General features: G+C 41.1%; 17 protein-coding genes. 14 read left to right on the plus strand and 3 right to left on the minus strand.

Annotation, left to right across the window (positions count from 1 at the left end):
- The first annotated feature begins 46 nt into the window (after positions 1 to 46).
- The 4 genes from tgt (at position 47) to secF (ending at position 4,464) form a co-directional block, all read left to right on the plus strand.
- Positions 47 to 1,165: a tRNA guanosine(34) transglycosylase Tgt gene (gene tgt / locus ACKLNX_RS11580; RefSeq protein ID WP_411694959.1), complete on the plus strand. Its 1,119-nt coding sequence runs from the start codon at positions 47 to 49 to the stop codon at positions 1,163 to 1,165.
- Positions 1,166 to 1,243: 78 nt separating this feature from the next.
- Complete coding sequence (gene yajC, locus ACKLNX_RS11585; RefSeq protein WP_412972474.1) at positions 1,244 to 1,582, plus strand: preprotein translocase subunit YajC; 339 nt, start codon at positions 1,244 to 1,246, stop codon at positions 1,580 to 1,582.
- Positions 1,583 to 1,653: 71 nt separating this feature from the next.
- Positions 1,654 to 3,501 (plus strand): protein translocase subunit SecD, encoded by a 1,848-nt coding sequence (secD, locus tag ACKLNX_RS11590; protein WP_412972475.1) that lies wholly within the window; start codon positions 1,654 to 1,656, stop codon positions 3,499 to 3,501.
- Between the two features lie 9 nt (positions 3,502 to 3,510).
- The gene (gene secF, locus ACKLNX_RS11595; RefSeq protein ID WP_411694956.1) at positions 3,511 to 4,464 is read left to right on the plus strand and encodes a protein translocase subunit SecF; all 954 of its coding nucleotides are present in this window, start codon (positions 3,511 to 3,513) and stop codon (positions 4,462 to 4,464) included.
- A gap of 180 nt (positions 4,465 to 4,644) precedes the next feature.
- On the opposite strand, the gene suhB is transcribed toward secF, so the two are convergent.
- Positions 4,645 to 5,418 carry an inositol-1-monophosphatase gene (suhB, locus tag ACKLNX_RS11600; protein ID WP_411695087.1) on the minus strand — a complete coding sequence of 258 codons (774 nt, stop codon included), beginning with the start codon at positions 5,416 to 5,418 and terminating at the stop codon, positions 4,645 to 4,647.
- Between the two features lie 333 nt (positions 5,419 to 5,751).
- Between suhB and ACKLNX_RS11605 the strand changes: the two genes are divergently transcribed.
- The 10 genes from ACKLNX_RS11605 (at position 5,752) to fdx (ending at position 17,065) form a co-directional block, all read left to right on the plus strand.
- Positions 5,752 to 9,582: a two-component regulator propeller domain-containing protein gene (locus tag ACKLNX_RS11605; RefSeq protein ID WP_412972476.1), complete on the plus strand. Its 3,831-nt coding sequence runs from the start codon at positions 5,752 to 5,754 to the stop codon at positions 9,580 to 9,582.
- Positions 9,583 to 9,796: 214 nt separating this feature from the next.
- Positions 9,797 to 10,528 (plus strand): tRNA (cytosine(32)/uridine(32)-2'-O)-methyltransferase TrmJ, encoded by a 732-nt coding sequence (gene trmJ / locus ACKLNX_RS11610; protein ID WP_412972477.1) that lies wholly within the window; start codon positions 9,797 to 9,799, stop codon positions 10,526 to 10,528.
- Positions 10,528 to 11,349, plus strand: coding sequence for a serine O-acetyltransferase (gene cysE / locus ACKLNX_RS11615; protein ID WP_411694953.1), 822 nt, complete (start codon positions 10,528 to 10,530; stop codon positions 11,347 to 11,349). The genes trmJ and cysE overlap by 1 nt, the downstream gene beginning before the upstream one ends.
- 182 nt (positions 11,350 to 11,531) lie before the next feature.
- Positions 11,532 to 12,020, plus strand: a complete 489-nt coding sequence (gene iscR, locus ACKLNX_RS11620; RefSeq protein ID WP_411694952.1) for a Fe-S cluster assembly transcriptional regulator IscR — start codon at positions 11,532 to 11,534, stop codon at positions 12,018 to 12,020.
- Between the two features lie 11 nt (positions 12,021 to 12,031).
- A complete protein-coding gene (locus ACKLNX_RS11625) occupies positions 12,032 to 13,255 on the plus strand; it encodes an IscS subfamily cysteine desulfurase (protein ID WP_411694951.1) in 1,224 nt (407 codons plus the stop codon).
- A 166-nt stretch (positions 13,256 to 13,421) separates the two neighbouring features.
- Positions 13,422 to 13,805 (plus strand): Fe-S cluster assembly scaffold IscU, encoded by a 384-nt coding sequence (gene iscU, locus ACKLNX_RS11630; RefSeq protein WP_411694950.1) that lies wholly within the window; start codon positions 13,422 to 13,424, stop codon positions 13,803 to 13,805.
- Between the two features lie 99 nt (positions 13,806 to 13,904).
- The gene (iscA, locus tag ACKLNX_RS11635) at positions 13,905 to 14,228 is read left to right on the plus strand and encodes an iron-sulfur cluster assembly protein IscA (RefSeq protein WP_411694949.1); all 324 of its coding nucleotides are present in this window, start codon (positions 13,905 to 13,907) and stop codon (positions 14,226 to 14,228) included.
- 69 nt (positions 14,229 to 14,297) lie between these two features.
- Positions 14,298 to 14,813, plus strand: coding sequence for a Fe-S protein assembly co-chaperone HscB (gene hscB, locus ACKLNX_RS11640; protein ID WP_411694948.1), 516 nt, complete (start codon positions 14,298 to 14,300; stop codon positions 14,811 to 14,813).
- Between the two features lie 30 nt (positions 14,814 to 14,843).
- Entirely contained in the window at positions 14,844 to 16,712 is a 1,869-nt protein-coding gene (hscA, locus tag ACKLNX_RS11645) for a Fe-S protein assembly chaperone HscA (protein ID WP_412972478.1), read from the plus strand.
- A 14-nt stretch (positions 16,713 to 16,726) separates the two neighbouring features.
- A complete protein-coding gene (fdx, locus tag ACKLNX_RS11650; RefSeq protein WP_411694946.1) occupies positions 16,727 to 17,065 on the plus strand; it encodes an ISC system 2Fe-2S type ferredoxin in 339 nt (112 codons plus the stop codon).
- Positions 17,066 to 17,189: 124 nt separating this feature from the next.
- Here the strand turns inward: fdx and ACKLNX_RS11655 are convergent, their stop codons facing one another.
- Complete coding sequence (locus ACKLNX_RS11655) at positions 17,190 to 18,062, minus strand: hypothetical protein (protein WP_412972479.1); 873 nt, start codon at positions 18,060 to 18,062, stop codon at positions 17,190 to 17,192.
- Complete coding sequence (locus tag ACKLNX_RS11660; RefSeq protein WP_412972480.1) at positions 18,055 to 18,480, minus strand: hypothetical protein; 426 nt, start codon at positions 18,478 to 18,480, stop codon at positions 18,055 to 18,057. The genes ACKLNX_RS11655 and ACKLNX_RS11660 overlap by 8 nt, the downstream gene beginning before the upstream one ends.

Raw genomic sequence — 18,480 nt, forward strand, 5'->3', positions numbered from 1 at the left:
GGTTTGGCATGGCAAGCGCACTGAATCGCGAATTTTAGGTTTATAAATGAAATTCAATTTAATGGCGAAAGACGGCAAAGCACGTCGCGGCCAGCTTATTTTTGATCGTGGTGTAGTTGAAACACCAGCGTTTATGCCCGTCGGTACATACGGCACCGTTAAAGGTATGACACCTGAAGAGCTCGATGAGTCAGGTGCTCATATTTGTTTGGGTAACACATTCCACTTAATGCTTCGTCCAGGCACGGGCATTATCAAGCAACACGGTGACTTGCATGATTTCATGCATTGGCAAAAACCCATTCTTACCGATTCAGGTGGTTTCCAGGTTTTCTCGCTTGGTGATTTAAGAAAAATTACTGAAAACGGCGTCACATTCCGTTCCCCTATTAATGGTGAAAAAATCTTGCTTACTCCTGAGAAGTCTATGGAAGTGCAGCGCGATTTAGGTTCGGACATTGTCATGATTTTTGATGAGTGCACGCCTTATCCAGCGACGGAAAAAGAAGCATCTGATTCAATGGAAATGTCATTGCGTTGGGCGCAACGAAGTAAAGACGCCCACGGTGATAATCCCTCAGCATTATTTGGCATCATTCAAGGTGGTATGTATGAACACCTTCGTGATACTTCATTAGAAGGTTTGGAAGATATCGGTTTTGATGGATATGCGATAGGTGGCTTATCCGTCGGAGAGCCTAAAGAAGATATGATCCGTATCATCAATCACACAGCGCCAAAAATTCCTGAAAACAAACCACGTTATTTGATGGGCGTAGGTAAACCTGAAGATATCGTAGAGGCTGTGCGCCGCGGTATTGACATGTTTGATTGTGTAATGCCGACAAGGAATGCGCGTAATGGACATCTGTTCGTTACCGAAGGTGTGGTAAAAATTCGTAATGCTGTTCACAAAACAGATACGGGCCCTTTAGATGAAAAATGTGACTGTTACACTTGTAAAAATTATTCTCGGTCATATCTACATCACTTAGACAAGTGCAATGAGATACTTGGTTCAAGATTAAATACTATCCATAACTTGAGATACTATCAAAGAATTATGGATGGCTTGCGTAATGCAATTGCAGCGGGCGAATTAGACAGTTTTGTTGCTGAATTCTATGCGCAGAAAGATATGCCAGTTCCTCCTTTAGAGGAATAACACAAAATTTTGCTCCCTATGGTATTCAGAGAGCAAGGACGTAAAACAACAATAAAAACGAAATAAACGAGGATGTATATGAGCTTTTTAATTTCAAGTGCACACGCACAAGACGCAGCAAGCGCTCAACCAGGTGGTGAGTTTGGCATGTTAATCATGTTGGCTGTTTTTGGTTTAATTTTCTATTTTCTACTATATCGCCCTCAAGCGAAGCGTGTAAAAGAACATAAAAACCTTGTTTCATCATTGTCAAAAGGTGATGAAGTACTGACTCAAGGCGGCTTAGTGGGTAAAATCACGAAAGTGAGCGATGAGAAAGATTTCATCGAAATTGCCTTAAACGAATCGAATAACATTGTTGTACAAAAATCAGCAGTAAGCGCTGTTTTGCCGAAAGGCACAATGAAGTCAATTTAATTTTTCAACAAAGAGCAGAGTAGCACCAAAGAGTATATCGAGGTGCTTTTCTGCTTTTGTAGGGTCCCATTGTGTTAAATAAAACTCCATTATGGAAATATATTTTGGTCATATTGGTTGTTGGTATAACAGCCTTATATGCCACGCCTAATATTTATGGCGAAGATCACGCCATTCAAATTTCTGCAAGTAAGAACGCAACTGTAACGGAAGCATTAAAAGATTCAGTTGAACGTTCTTTGACAGAAGAGAATATTGCCATCAAGGCAATTGAACTTGAAAACGACAGGATTTTGGTTCGCCTTCTCGATTCAGACACTCAGCTAATTGCGAGAGAACTGATTGATAGCAAACTTGATGATGACGACTATGTTGTTGCGATGAACTTAGCGCCAGATACTCCAGATTGGCTAGAGGCCTTTGGTGCTGGCCCTATGAAGTTGGGCTTAGATTTACGTGGCGGCGTTCACTTCCTTATGGAAGTTGATATGAATAGTGCAACGACTAAAGCTTACGAAGATGTTGTTGGTGATTTCAAGCTACAGTTACGCGAGGAAAGAATTTTTTATCGCACTGTCGTTCAAAACCCTGATTCAGTTGACATCATTTTTCGCGATGCGGAGATGCTCGATAAAGCTCAGTTCTACTTGCGAAACCAGTTCGGTAATTTAGCCATTACAGAGCGTGATGACTTAACTTTACGAGCTACTTTCCTTGAAGCTCGCTTAGCCGAAATTCGCGACGCTGCGGTTAAACAGAACGTAACCATCATTCGCAGCAGAATAAACCAACTTGGTGTTGCTGAGCCACTAGTGCAAAAGCAAGGCCAGGAGCGCATTGTTGTTCAACTTCCAGGTATCCAAGATACCGCGAAAGCGAAAGAAATTCTGAATGCAACAGCGACACTTGAGTTTCGTATGCTGGATGAGAAGAACGATGTTCGAGATGCTATGCGAGGCAGAGCGCCCGCTGGCTCAGAAGTGATTTATCATAAGAATGGCCAACCTTATTTATTGAAGAAACAGATCATGTTGACTGGTTCACATATTATTGATGCCAATAGTGGCGTTGATCAATACGGTGTGCCAAATGTGAGCATCGACCTTGACTCTAAAGGTGGCGCTAAATGGTCAAAAGCGACCAAAGAAAACATCCAAAAGCCTATGGCTACAGTGTTCATCGAATACAAAGCAACTGATGAGCGCGACGCGAATGGCAAGCTAGTTTTCGAGAAGAAAGAAGAGATTATTAGTGTTGCGACAATTCAAGCTCAATTAGGTTCGTCGTTTCAAATCACTGGATTAGATTCTCCTTCTGAAGCCCGAGAGTTATCTTTGCTGTTAAGAGCGGGTGCATTGATTGCTCCTATTCAAATAGTAGAAGAACGCACAGTTGGCCCAAGCTTAGGTAAAGAAAACATTGAACTTGGTATGACAGCGATTATTTGGGGCTTGGCTGGTGTTCTTGTATTCATGCTCATTTATTATCGTGCATTTGGTATCGTTGCAAATATTGCACTGCTGCTTAATCTCGTAATGATTGTTGGTATTATTTCGATGATCCCAGGTGCGACCTTAACCTTACCGGGAATGGCGGGTATCGTTCTGACTGTTGGTATGGCTGTTGATGCGAACGTGCTGATTTTTGAAAGAATAAGAGAAGAGTTGCGTGATGGGCGAAGTCCACAACAGGCAATTCATTTCGGTTACGACAGTGCGTTCTCTACCATCTTAGACGCCAATATCACTACATTCCTTGCTGGTCTGATCCTGTTTGCAGTTGGTACAGGACCAATCAAAGGTTTCTCAATTACGTTGATGATAGGTATCGCTACATCAATGTTCACGGCGATTGTCGTTACTCGTGTGCTAGTTAATGGCATATGGGGCGGTAGACGCGTGACCAATTTAGCGATATAGGAGAAGCTTATGTTATTCAAAGGATTTCAATTACTAAAACTAAACGAAACCGTAAACTTTATGAAGTTACGAGTTCCGGCAATGATTTTTTCTACATTGTTAATCATCGCATCTATTGTCTCACTTGCTGTGAACCAGTTAAATTGGGGCTTAGATTTCACCGGTGGAACATTAATCGAAGTTGGTTATGAGCAACCTGCCAACCTTGAGGCTATCAGAGCTCAAATGGAGAGTGCAGGGTATAGTGATGCTGTTGTACAAAACTTCGGTAGTAGCCAGGACGTATTGATTCGCCTTGCGCCAAGAGAAGGTGTGAAAGCGGTTGAAATTGGTGACCAAGTGATGGTGACCTTGCGTGCTGACGGTACTCAAGTTGACATGCGCCGAATCGAGTTCGTTGGACCAAATGTTGGTGAAGAATTGACAGAGCAAGGTGGTTTAGCAATGTTAGTCGCACTTATCTGTATCTTGATATATGTGGCCATGCGATTCGAATACCGTTTTGCTTTGGGCTCTGTAGCGGCTTTGGCGCACGATGTCATCTTAACCTTAGGCTTGTTTTCATTTTTACAACTAGAGTTTGATTTAACTGTTTTAGCGGCGGTGCTCGCTGTAATCGGTTATTCACTCAACGATACTATTGTTGTCTCGGATCGTATTCGTGAAAACTTCCGAAAAATTCGCAAAGCAGAACCTATTGAAGTGATTAATATTTCACTCACTCAGACTTTAAATAGAACTATCATTACCTCTTTAACAACAATATTGGTATTGGTTGCACTGTTTTACAAAGGCGGAGCGTTAATTCACGGCTTTGCTACTGCATTATTATTTGGTGTGGTTATTGGTACCTATTCTTCTGTTTACATTGCGAGTGCCGTTGGTTTAGCACTAGGCATTAGTAGAGATGATTTGATACCGACAGAGGTAGAAAAAGAAGGAGAAGATTTGGAGCCCTTATAGTATCCAAATACTCTTTAAGACTATAAAAAGAAAACCCGCCAATCTGTAAAGATTGGCGGGTTTTTCATATCTTATATAGCGAATTCTATTGTAGATAACTTGTTAATGGAATGTGGCTAATGAGGGTCGTTAATGAGCTCTTAACCATAGGTAAAGCGCTCACTATCATGTATACACTACTTACTTCAGCTGTTTAACCAAAGCTTGAACGACGCGCGCACTACCAGCAACAATTTCGCCACTCAATAATGGGTCGTTTCCGCCAGCAAAGTCGGTAACCAAACCACCTGACTCACGAACAAGCAATTCGCCAGCAGCGATATCCCATGGTTTGATTCCACGTTCCCAATAACCATCGAAACGACCAGCTGCTACATAAGCCATATCGAGGGCTGCAGATCCACCCCTACGAATATCACCACTTTCAGTAAATATTTTGCTGAAGCTTGCCATGTAGTCGTTCAATGCATCTTTGTTTTTGAACGGAAAGGCTGTCGCTAGAATAGTGTTACTGAGTTCCTTCGCTTGACTTGCGCGAATGCGATGGCCATTAAGTTGCGCACCGTTACCACGGCTAGCCGTAAATAATTCACCACGAATTGGATCAAATACAACGGCTTGGTCTAGTCGGCCTTTGTATTGCAATGCAATTGAAACTGCAAAGTGAGGGATACCTTTAATGAAGTTGGTCGTACCATCTAATGGGTCGATGATCCATTTGAAGTCTGGGTCACCTTCAACAATTCCGCCTTCTTCACCAACAAATGTATGGTCTGGGTATGATTGTTGGATCTTATGAATGATGGCCTGTTCAGCTTCCTTGTCAACTTTTGTAACGAAATCATTTTCGCCTTTTTGTTCGATTTGTAGGTCGTCGAAATTTTCAAATCCACGAGCGATTACGTTTCCGGCTGAGCGAGCTGCGCGCACAGCGATATTAAGCATAGGATGCATAGTAAAACCACCAAGTTGTAAAAAGAACGGTTGAGTCACGCACTTAAAGCGATAGCGATAAGCCGCCATCAAAAGGGCCGCGTGACCAAAAAACGCGCGTATATTAACAGAAAGCCAGCAGTGGGTCTATTGGTGTTTTTCATGGCTCATAAAATCAGTTATACTCGCCACAGGTCAGCGATTTTGTCTGTTCAATGTGTGGCACATACTCAGCTCTAAACGTTAACATTTTTCGCGATTTGTGCTTTTAATTTAGCTCTAGTCGAAGTATCTAAAGGCTTTCTGTTGTTGAATAGTTTAATCAAATACTGTTGTCTGTTCTCAATGTTCTTAATGACTATGCATAAGGCATCAGCAACAGAGTATCAACACGAATTACTAAATGAAAACGATGGTTTTACTTCGTCAATTATTTTTTCGATCGTGCAAGATAAAGACGGCTTCCTTTGGTTCGGTACTGGCTACAATGGCATTATGCGTTATGACGGTAAAAATGTTGTCGTATTTCATCACGACCCCGCAGATCCCAACTCACTACCGAATGACAATGCAGGTAATTTAACTTTAGACAATGAAGGTAATTTATGGATAGGTAGTTGGGGAGGTAGCGTAATAAAATTAGATTCACGCTCGCAAACATTTACTCAATTCACACATCAGCAAGACAAACCCGACTCAATTAGTGATTTTAAGGTACAAAGCATTTTCGAAGATGCTGATCAAACACTTTGGTTTGGCACCTATAGTCGAGGGCTCAACCGCTTCAATAGTAAAACACAAGGTTTTCAGCGTTTTAGTGTACAAAGTACTAATGAAACCAGTATTTCTGATCAACGAGTTTGGGATATAGCGCAATCAGAAGCCGGAAAAATATGGCTAGCGACCGGCTTTGGGCTTAATAAGTTAGACAAAGAAACAGAAGAATTTACGCATTATTTTCCCGAACCAAAAGCATTGCTCCAAGACATCAATAAAATAAGAGCAATAGAGGTGAACCCCGATGGTAATTTATATTTAGGCACCCACAATGGCCTCGTTTTCTTCGATACACAAAGTGCAGAATTTTCAGAAATAGAAAATACAATAGTGCCGAATTTAGGGCCTATTTATGCAATGATTTCTACTGATTTTGGTGAATACTGGGTAAGCACCGATTACGGCGTTTTTTACTTTACTGATGAAGATAACACACTGAAAAAAGTACCACTTTCTTTTGATGATAGTTGCAGCCAAACACTCTTTCAGGATAAACAAGGTACTATATGGTTGAGCTGCGAAGGGGTTGGTGTTTATAAGATCACCCGAACTAATATTTTTCAATCGTTTGATGAGCCTCGTGTTAAAACCGCTTTTGCACTGGAAATTGCAAATGATGACAGTGTTTTGATAGGAACCTCGCAAATTGGTTTGCAGAAGTGGGTACCTGAGACTAAAGAAATCACAAGCTTGACCAGCGGTGAAATAAGTCCTGCGATCAAATATATTGTTCAAGCCTCAAATGGTGACATTTGGTATGCAAGTGATCAAAACCTTTACAAGCTGGATTTAGACGGAAAACAAATTGAAGTTTCACCACCACGTAAATGGTGGGAAGATTTTGAAAGCATAAAGGACTTAGAAAAAGATTCAGCTGACAATATTTGGGTTGCAGCCCCAGACAGACTTTTTATTGTAAATTCAAAAAGTGCTACGTTTGAAAGCGTGGATTTAGAGCCTTCAGGTAATCGGATAAACTCCTTAGTGGAACTATATTTAGACCCTTTTGATAATAATTGGGTAGCTGTTAATAACCGTTTGTATAAATGGGATCCTGAGAATAAAACACTCAATTTATTTAGTGGTCCAGAAGATAAAATCGAACTAAGTGAAAACTATAATTACATTTACACTATTTTTGTCGATAGTAAGCGTCAACTTTGGATCAGCAATAAATCAGGTCTCTACCTTGTTGACCAAATAACAGGTGAAAGAAAAGTAGTCAGTCATGAATTTATTGAGAGAGATAACAGAGGTGTTCGTTTTATCAGCGAAGATAGTAATGGCGTGTTGTGGTTAGTAACGCCGATCGGTGTTAGTCGCTTTAATCCTTCAAATGGCGAATTCCAGCATTTTGATAAGAGAGACGGCTTACCAGGTTCGCGATATTTTTATAATCCCACGATACGGCAGTCAGATGGGACGATATTTCTTTCTAGTAGAGATGGTATTTCATATTTTACGCCCTCAGCTCTGCAGTCTCCGACGCTTGATGAAGGCACTGTACTCACTAATTTTGAAGTACTAGGCAGCCCTGAAAAATTTAATTTGATGCAGATTAAAGAGGATGGCATTGAGTTACATCACAGCCAAAGCAATTTGAAGTTCGAGTTTGCGACCTTGGATTTATTGAATGCTCGTCAAATTCAGTATAGTTATTTTTTAGATGGATTTGATAAGGGGTGGATAGATAATGGTAATAACAGTACTGCAACCTATACAAACTTAAGTGGTGGTGATTATGTTCTTCGTGTGCGCGCCAAACTCAAAGATAAGTTATGGTACCAAGATGAACTGGCTATAAACTTGACTATAGGTATTCCTTTTTGGCAGCGTTGGTGGATGATCGTAGTTTATATTGGTCTGAGTTTACTCGGGTTTCTCTACTACATGCAAATTCAAAAAAGAGCAGTGATCAGGCTGGAGCAACAGGTCGCAGAGAAAACGGCTGACATTGCTGAGGAGTCTGAAAAGTTGGCAGTAGCTAATAGAATTAAAACACAATTCCTTGCCAACATGAGTCATGAAATTCGAACGCCGTTGACGACCGTAATTGGGCAAGCGGAAGCCATTATTTGCCGAGATGTAAAGCCTGAAGATATTTATAAAGAAGTTGAGATTATTCACGACAGTAGCCTGTACTTATTGGCTTTATTAAACGACATTCTTGATTTGACTAAAATTGAAGAAAACAAATTTGAGTTAGAATATGCACCACAGGATTTGCATACCTTACTGAGTAACATCAACACAATGTTTTCCATGCAGGCTAGAGTGAAAGGCTTATCATTTAGTCTAGAAGAAAACTTACCTAAGCCATTTGTGATTGATATAGACGGACTTCGCTTAAAGCAAATATTAATAAACTTGTTATCCAATGCTCTGAAATTCACTCTTGAAGGACATGTGACACTAGAAGTATTAATGAAGGATGGCAACTTAGTCTTCAATGTTAAAGATACTGGAATCGGTATTAGTAAGGAGCAGCTAGAACAAGTCTTTGGTAGCTTTACTCAAGGCGACAGCAGTATAAGACGTCGATTCGGTGGCTCAGGTTTAGGTTTACATTTGTCAAATCAGCTTGCGGTGTTGATGAAAGGTGAGATCACTGTTAAGAGTGTTGTGGACGAAGGAAGTGTCTTTACCTTTAGCATGCCGATGCCAGAAATGGCCGTTGGTACTGAGGTGCCTGCGGTCAGTCTTGATTTAAACTCTTTATCATCGGAACCTTTATTCCAAGGGAAAATATTGCTGGCGGAAGACCATGCAGATAATCGTCGTTTTATTTCTCGCTTGTTATCCAAATTAGGTTTGACCGTTTATACCGCTGCTGATGGTTATGAGGCTATCCGTCTATGCCAGGAACATGAGCCAGAAGTCGTGTTGATGGACATTCAAATGCCAAATATGGATGGTATTCAGGCTTATAAAGCATTGCGTGAGCTCGGCTTTGAGAAACCCATCATTGCACTAACTGCCAATGCTATGACTAACGAAGTGGATCATTATTTCTCCCTAGGTTTTGATGGTTACATTCAAAAACCAATTGATAGAAAACTGCTCATTTCTACAATCGCGACCTTTTTTAATGGTCATGATGATGATGCTATGAGAAGAGCAAATTCGATGCTTGGGAATGTCGATATGTCTGATTTAATTGATGAATTTAAAACAAGCCTATACAAAGAGCTTGCCCAATTTAATGCAGAAATAGAAAAAGAGAACATTCCTGCCTTACGCTCATTAGCTCATCGCCTCTCCGGAGCCTCACAACTCTTTGGATTTTCTGAGTTAAGTTCAAAAGCGACGCAACTGGAAACTCATATCAAAAATGACAATCCCTCGTACGCTGATATCAAACCGTATGTTGACGACTTATTAAGTGAAGTAAAACGAATTATTGGATAGTTTGTTTTCATCATTGGTGCTCTAAAGTAAGGGGTATATTTTATTACCTTTTTGCAAAAGACAGCTATTATTCATTGTGATAAACTTCGCGCCCAGTAAATTGGGTAACAGCAGACTGATTGGGGCGGGTATTTTATCTCTTCTCCAGAGGCGCTTCTACTTTTCAGAGCCATATAAAAATTGGCATACTAGCAAAATTCGACGGAATATTTTCATGCTCTCAGACATTCGCATTGTTTTAGTCAACACAAGCCACACAGGCAACATTGGCTCTGCGGCGCGCGCAATGAAAACAATGGGACTTAGCTCATTGTATTTAGTTGACCCTATAACTCCGCCTGATGGTAAGTCGAGTGCTTTAGCTGCGGGAGCTGGAGACGTATTAGCGAATGCAACTATCGTATCAACGCTTGAAGAAGCGGTAAGTGATTGTGGATTAGTGGTAGGTACTTCAGCGCGTTCAAGAACATTGCCATGGCCAATGCTCACACCCAGAGAGTGTGGCGAAAAGCTGGTGGTTGAATCAGGAAACTACCCAGTAGCTTTAGTGTTCGGCCGTGAGAATAATGGCTTGAGTAATGAAGAGTTGCAGCAATGCCATTTCCACGTTTGTATTCCTGCTAACCCAGATTACAGCTCATTGAACATTGCCGCTGCGGTGCAAACACTGTGCTACGAAATTCGAGTGAATCATTTAGATATTGAAGCAGCAAAATTCGCACCGAATGAAGAAGCAGAGTACCCATTAAATGAAGATTTAGAGCGCTTTTACGTACACTTAGAGAAAACCTTGAAAGAGGTTAATTTTATAGTGCCAAATCATCCCGGTATGGTTATGACGAAACTACGCCGTTTGTTTAATCGTGCGCGCCCTGAAGTACAAGAACTGAATATTTTACGTGGCATGCTGTCTTCAATAGACAAAGTAAATGGGAATAAAGAATAATGCTGAGTCGTATACGTGAAGATATCAAGAGTGTTTTTCACCGTGATCCAGCGGCCAGAAACACATTAGAAGTACTATTCAATTACCCTGGTTTACATGCTATTTGGATGCATCGTGTTAGCCATCAACTTTGGTTGTGGAAGCTCAATTGGATTGCCCGCTTCTTATCCAATATCTCTCGTTTCTTGACCGGCATTGAAATCCATCCCGGCGCAAAATTAGGCCGTAGAGTCTTCATCGACCATGGTATGGGTGTGGTTATTGGTGAGACCGCGATTGTAGGCGATGATGTCACTCTCTATCACGGTGTTACCTTGGGTGGAACGAGTTGGAAAGCAGGAAAAAGACACCCAACTTTAGAGGCGAATTCAGTTGTAGGTGCAGGAGCGCAAGTTCTCGGTCCGATAACGATCGGTAAGAATGCACGTGTTGGTTCAAACTCAGTTGTAGTAAGAGACGTGCCAGATAACGCAACCTGTGTTGGCATTCCTGGGCGTAATCTTCTGCAAAAAGAACATGATGAAAATGAATCGCCTGAAGCAAAAAGCAAACGTCAAGTTATCGCTAAAAAATATGGTTTCGATGCTTATGCTGTCAGCGAAGAGAACCCAGATCCAGTCGCAAATGCGATGGGCATTATGCTTGAACATGTGCATCAAATGGACACTAAAGTAGCAGAGATGTGTAAAGTGATTCAATCACTTGGCGGAGATGTATGCTCTGATTCAATACCTAAACTTGATGTAGAAGACTTCGCTGAAACAGGTATTTCCCCAGTCATTAAGAAGGCAGCTGCTGAAGCATTTGATCCGCATATTTAGTGGTGCTTGAAGCTACAAAAATGACTTTTTTGGCAAAAACTTGAAAAAATCGTAATAAAAATAATTAGCGATAATAATAACCTAGTAAAATAGTCGGGTATATACTTGACAATTTTACTCAGGTATATACAATTTCCTTATTAAATCTAAGCCTTCTGGCTGTTCAATGAAGTGAGGAAAGTATGAAGCTGACATCCAAAGGTCGTTATGCAGTCACTGCAATGCTCGATGTTGCTCTGCATTCACGAAAAGGACCAGTTTCATTAGCGGATATTTCTGAACGACAAGAAATTTCTTTGTCTTATTTAGAACAACTTTTCTCTCGTTTACGTAAAGAACAATTAGTATCGAGTGTACGCGGTCCTGGCGGTGGTTATAAGTTAGGCCGAGCTGCAGGTGATATAGCGATAGGCGAGGTTATTCGTGCTGTTGATGAATCTGTAGACGCGACGCGTTGTCAAGGTCAGGCCGATTGTCAAGGCGGTCAACGGTGCTTAACTCACACACTGTGGCAAGACTTGAGCGATAGAATTAGTCAATTTCTCAATAGCATCACTATTGGCGAATTGATGATAAAGAATGAAGTACAAGAAGTGGCTGGGCGTCAAGATGTGAACAAGGCGACAGCAAAAAATTTAGTGAGCGACATTGAAATAAGTATGCAACTTTAATCGGAGCGATAATGAGCAATATTAAGTTACCAATCTATTTAGATTATTCGTCAACAACACCAGTTGACCCTCGTGTCGCCGAAAAAATGAAAGAATGCCTAACTAACGAAGGTAATTTCGGCAACCCGGCTTCTCGTTCTCACCATTTTGGTTGGGTTGCGGAAGAAGCAGTAGATATTGCAAGAAATCAAATTGCAGACCTAGTGAATGCCGATCCAAGAGAGATAGTATTTACATCGGGCGCAACAGAATCTAACAACCTAGCTATTAAAGGTGCGGCAACGTTTTATCAAAAACGCGGAAAGCACATTATTACGCTAAAAACTGAACACAAAGCTGTTTTAGATACGACTCGTCAACTTGAGCGTGAAGGTTTCGACGTAACTTATATGATGCCTGAGCCAAATGGCTTAGTCGATTTGGATAAGTTACAGGCTGAGATGAGAGATGACACCGTATTGATAAGCATCATGCATGTTAACAATGAGATTGGTGTTATCCAAGACATCGCTGCAATTGGTAAAATTTGCCGCGAACGTAAGATCTTGTTCCATGTCGATGCAGCACAGAGCACAGGTAAAGTACCAATTGACTTGCAAGAGTTGAACGTTGATTTGATGTCATTCTCTGCGCATAAGACTTACGGTCCTAAAGGAATTGGCGCTTTGTATGTATCACGCAAACCTAGAGTTCGCATAGAAGCTCAAATCCACGGTGGTGGGCATGAGCGCGGTATGCGTTCGGGTACTTTAGCAACGCATCAGATCGTGGGTATGGGTGAAGCTTTCCGTTTAGCCAAAGAAGAAATGGCAACTGAAAACGTTCGCGTTCGCAAACTGCGTGACAAGTTATACAACGGCGTCAAAGATATTGAAGCTGTTTATTTGAACGGTGATTGGGAACAAAGAGTACCACATAACTTGAACGTGAGCTTCGCTTACGTTGAAGGTGAGTCTCTCATTATGGCACTGAAAGACATGGCAGTTTCCTCAGGTTCTGCATGTACGTCTGCCAGCTTAGAACCTTCGTATGTATTACGAGCGCTTGGTTTAAATGATGAACTGGCTCACAGCTCTATACGCTTTAGTATCGGTCGATTTACTACCGAAGAAGAAATTGATTACGTCATAGACGTAATTCGTAACGCTATCGATAAACTTCGTGAAATGTCTCCGCTTTGGGACATGTACAAAGAAGGTATTGATTTAGACAGCGTCGTTTGGGCTGCTCACTAGGATAAAAGTGCTTTGGACTAGCCCTAAGCTATTCTCCAAAGCATATGTATTTTGCAACGAAGTATCAGCAAGTGCTGTCTTTGTTACAAAGAAAATAAATTGATTTAAAATAGCGCCATCTAAAATACTTAGTATTTTTGTCGCGCAAAACGTTAAGGGCAAGATCATGGCTTATAGTGAAAAAGTAATTGACCATTACGAGAATCCTCGCAATGTTGGCGGTTTTGATAAAAATGATCCGACAGTAGCAACAGGTATGGTCGGTGCACCTGCTTGTGGTGACGTAATGAAGCTTCAACTTAAAGTCGGTGCTAATGGCATTATTGAAGATGCTAAATTCAAAACTTACGGTTGTGGCTCTGCTATTGCTTCCAGTTCTTTAGTAACTGAGTGGGTAAAAGGCAAGAGTATTGACGAAGCAACTTCAATTAAAAATACTGACATTGCAGCAGAATTGGCTTTACCACCAGTTAAAATTCACTGCTCAATTTTAGCAGAAGATGCAATTAAAGCAGCTGTTGCTGATTATAAAAAGAAGCATAGCGCTTAAATAGACATGGCGCTCTTAATAAGAGCGCTTTGTGATTTACTATTTAAACGATATTGATTCACCATTAAAGATTAAATACAAAGTAAAAGGAGTATCCAAGTGGGTATTAAGGTAACTGACGCTGCAGCTGTTCGTGCAAAATCATTTCTTGAAAGCCGTGGTTCAGGCTTAGGTTTGCGCTTAGGTGTTAAGACGACTGGTTGCTCTGGCTTGGCTTATGTACTCGAATTTGTGGATGATCTTAATCCTGACGATGAGATGTTTGAAGACAATGGTGTCAACATTATCATTGATGGTAAAAGTCTCGCCTACCTCGATGGTACAGAATTAGACTTTTCCAAAGAAGGTCTAAATGAAGGTTTTCAATTTAACAACCCGAACGCCAATGGCGAATGCGGTTGCGGTGAGAGCTTCAACGTATAACCCTTTCTTAAGCGCTGAGCTACAAATAGCTTGCGCTTTCTTCGTTTTCCAAAGCAAGGCTTCTGTTTGATGAATTACTTTGAGCTATACAATTTACCTGAACAGTTCGAGTTAGACTTAGTTAAGCTTAAGCAACACTATCAAACACTCCAAAAACTTACTCATCCTGATCGTTTTGCGACTGCTAGCGAACAGCAGAAACGTATGTACCTCACAAAAAATGCTCAAATCAATGATGCTTATTCGGTGCTTCAATCTCCAATTTCAAGAGGTGAGCATCTTTTGGAATTACGAGGCGTGGAGTTAGCGAGCGAGCAAGATACGGTGGGGGATGTCGAATTTCTCATGGAGCAAATGGAGTGGCGAGAAGCATTAGAAGATGCTGATTCAGTGGAAGCCCTTGAAAAATTAGTTGCGGACAATCACCAAGTGTTAGCTCAGCAAGAACAAGCAATTGCAGCTTTGTTGTTGAACAACAACGAGCAAGATAATCAATCAGCAGCACAAGAGCTGCGTAAAATGAAGTTTATGATCAAACTGGCGAGTGAAATCGATACTAAAATGGATCGAATGACTGATAGCTAGTTTGCAAACAAAATAAAAGGTTTTAGTTATATGGCATTATTACAAATTGCTGAGCCAGGCCAAAGCGCGGCTCCGCATGAACGTAAAATAGGAATTGGGATCGACTTGGGTACCACCAATTCATTAGTGAGTGCTGTAAAAAGTGGTCAATGCGTCACCTTAGCTGATGAACACGAAAGACATTTATTGCCATCGGTTGTGCATTATTCTGAAAACTCTATTGATGTGGGTTATCACGCTAGAGACAATTCAAATATTGATCCTGCAAATACGATCATGTCTGTGAAAAGATTTATGGGCAGAAGCTTAGCCGACGTAACAGCGGAGTGGGATCAACTACCTTATCAATTTGTTGAAGACTCAGTTTCGCCGCGTTTTATCACACCAAAAGGCGTGCTTAATCCTATTCAAGTTTCATCGCATATTCTCGGCGCACTAAAACGACGCGCTGAAGCTCGCATGGGTGAAGAAATTACAGGTGCTGTTATTACGGTACCAGCCTATTTCGATGATGCACAAAGACAAAGTACAAAAGACGCGGCGCAGTTAGCTGGTTTAAACGTACTTCGTTTGCTCAATGAACCGACTGCAGCAGCTATCGCTTATGGACTAGATAGTAAAGAACAAGGCGTAATCGCCGTTTACGATTTAGGCGGTGGCACATTCGACGTATCTATTCTTCGTTTGAACAAAGGTGTGTTTGAAGTATTGTCTACCAGTGGCAATTCCGCCTTAGGTGGAGATGATTTTGATCACCTACTAGCTGATTTAATTGCAGAAAAACTTTCTTTAGACCTTTCAAGCCAGAAACAAAATCATCGTCGTTTAATGAATGCGGGTAAAGAGATAAAAGAAGCTCTAAGCACTTCAGACATATACAAAACGTCTATTCAACTCGTTGGCTCCGATGAAAGCCTTGAGATAGAAGTTGGTTTATCTGAATTTAACCAACTGATCAGCGAATTGGTGAACGAAACAATCACTACGTGTAAACGCGCAGTGAAAGATGCTGGCGTAACATTTGATGAAGTTAGCAATGTGGTCATGGTTGGCGGCTCTACGAGAGTACCTTTAGTCCGAGAACAAGTTGGTGATTTCTTTGGAAAGACACCATTAACTTCTATCGACCCAGACAAGGTTGTAGCGATAGGCGCTGGCATACAAGCGGATATTTTGGTTGGTAACAAACCCGACAGTGACATGTTGTTACTTGATGTATTGCCCCTTTCTCTCGGTATCGAGACAATGGGTGGGCTTGTGGAAAAGATTATTCCGCGAAACACCACAATACCTGTCGCTAAGGCGCAGGAGTTTACAACCTTCAAAGACGGTCAAACGGCAATGATGGTGCATGTACTGCAAGGTGAGCGAGAGTTAGTGGACCATTGTCGCTCATTAGCAAAGTTTACCTTACAAGGCATTCCACCTATGACTGCCGGTGCGGCGCATATCCGCGTGACTTTCCAGGTAGATGCTGATGGTTTATTGAATGTTACCGCTATGGAAAAATCTAGCGGTGTACAGGCCGAAATTCAGGTTAAACCATCTTATGGTTTAGAAGAATCAGAAATACTAGATATGTTGCAATCTAGCATGCAAAACGCGAAGCAAGATATGCAAGCGAGAATGCTCAAAGAACAACAAGTTGATGCAAGTCGAGTATTGGAAGCAATGCAAGGTGCTTTGGCAGAAGACGGCGAAGAATTGCTTTCAGATGAGGAAAGAGATGCAATTAATCATGCCTTAGACTCACTAAAACAATGCGCCGCGAATGATGACATTGATGCAATTAAACAGGGCATCGATGTTGTTGATAAATTAAGTCAAGACTTTGCTGCGAGAAGAATGGATAAGTCTATTCAGCAAGCGCTAGCTGGTCATTCGGTAGATGATATTTAAATTAGGATTGAAGTATGCCACAAGTAATTTTTTTACCTCATAATGAGCTTTGCCCCGATGGTGCTGTATTAGAGGGCGATACAGGTACTTCGGTGTTGGATTTAGCATTAAAGAATGGAATTGGTATTGAGCATGCCTGTGAAAAAGTATGTGCTTGCACTACTTGCCACATTATTGTTCGTGAAGGATTTGATTCTCTTGCTGAGTCTGATGAACTCGAAGAAGATCTTTTAGACAAGGCATGGGGGCTAGAGGCCGAGTCGCGCCTTGGTTGCCAAGCAATTATTCGCGATGAAGATTTGGTTGTTGAAATTCCAAAGTACACAATTAATCACGCTAGTGAAGATCATTAGATATTGCTTAAGAGATAAAGCTTGGCAAACGCCTTTGCTTTGACTGACAAATAAAAGCCCAGTGACTTCGTATGAAATATCTGGGCTTTATTTGTTTGTAATACTGAAGTTAAACGCAAGTCATTTATAGACTAAGCATCCAGTCAGTCTCTGCCTTTGATAACTTCTTCCCTTCAAGGAAATAAGAGTCCTGATTTAATTCTGCAATATCATTCAGCACAATAAACTCTTTAAATTTTGGGCTGTCCGATTTATCAGCGGAAAAAAGAAATACATTGAATTGTTTTGAAAGAGGTTTGATTTTGGTTGAGATCTCCATCAACGATACCTGTCGATTAGCAACGATAGCCAAGTTAGCCTTTTCCTCTAGTTTACTATCTACTTCTTTTTCGACTCGGAATTCTTCATAGCGATTCCAAGGTATTTTCACAGCACTGCGTTGCGCTAAAGCTTGAATACGCTGTTGGTTAGTTGTGGCGAGCTTCAACCTAGAGATCCACGTTTTTTCGTTACCATACCAATACTGGGGAACTGAACGAGGATCGTAGACATGAACCATTTCGTCATTGAGCGATCTCAGTACTTCATTGCTTTCGTGCTCACAGCTTACTTGTTTTCTTGTTAATACCGCTGAAATGACCTTGTCACCCAGAGGGTGCTCACATTTGAAAAACGTGTCGACTTGCCTTTGGCTCGTCGTTCCTAAAATGGGTGCCCAGAATACAAATACATTGTAGTTGTCTAAAACTTCCATATTTTTAAAGGCTTTAATACAGTACGGGCAACGCGGGTCTTTAAATGCAACAAGTGTTGGCTTAGTCTGGTCCCAATTTTTAAGCAAAAATTCAGCATGCTTAACAGGATCCGGTGTTGGCTTTACCTGCAAGCTTTTGTTAGACACAATTTGCGCTTGAGACGTAAACACAAATACAAACACAACTACAAGCACAAAAAACAGTACTGACAAAAGCTTGGGAAACATTGAGCTATTAGCCATTTCTCATTTTCTCCATTGCGACTTGTAACGCAAATTGGTCATATTGCTTTATCATTACTTCCATTTCCTGCCTAACTCTTGCTCTAGCTTCAGGATCACTCAAACTGTCTTCATACTTTTGAACTAAAACATCAATTTTAGTTTTCATTTCTACCAGTTTTTGCTGAGCCTCAACTTGACTCAGTATGACTTGATCTTCGTCACTACCTAAGCTTGCATCTTGCACGTCAGGGGGGAGTTGTTCACCATTAGCAATTTTGCCCAAACTGACCTTTTCTTGACTTAATGTTGATAGAGGCTCACTAGCAGAAACCTCTAAATTTGTATCGTCTACCATATCAGTTTTACTTTCACTTGTGAGCCAATAGGCGACTAACAATAAACCGAAGATACTAATGCTTGATAACAGATATTTCAT

Source organism: Glaciecola sp. MF2-115 (assembly GCF_047250385.1).
GTDB lineage: Bacteria > Pseudomonadota > Gammaproteobacteria > Enterobacterales > Alteromonadaceae > Glaciecola.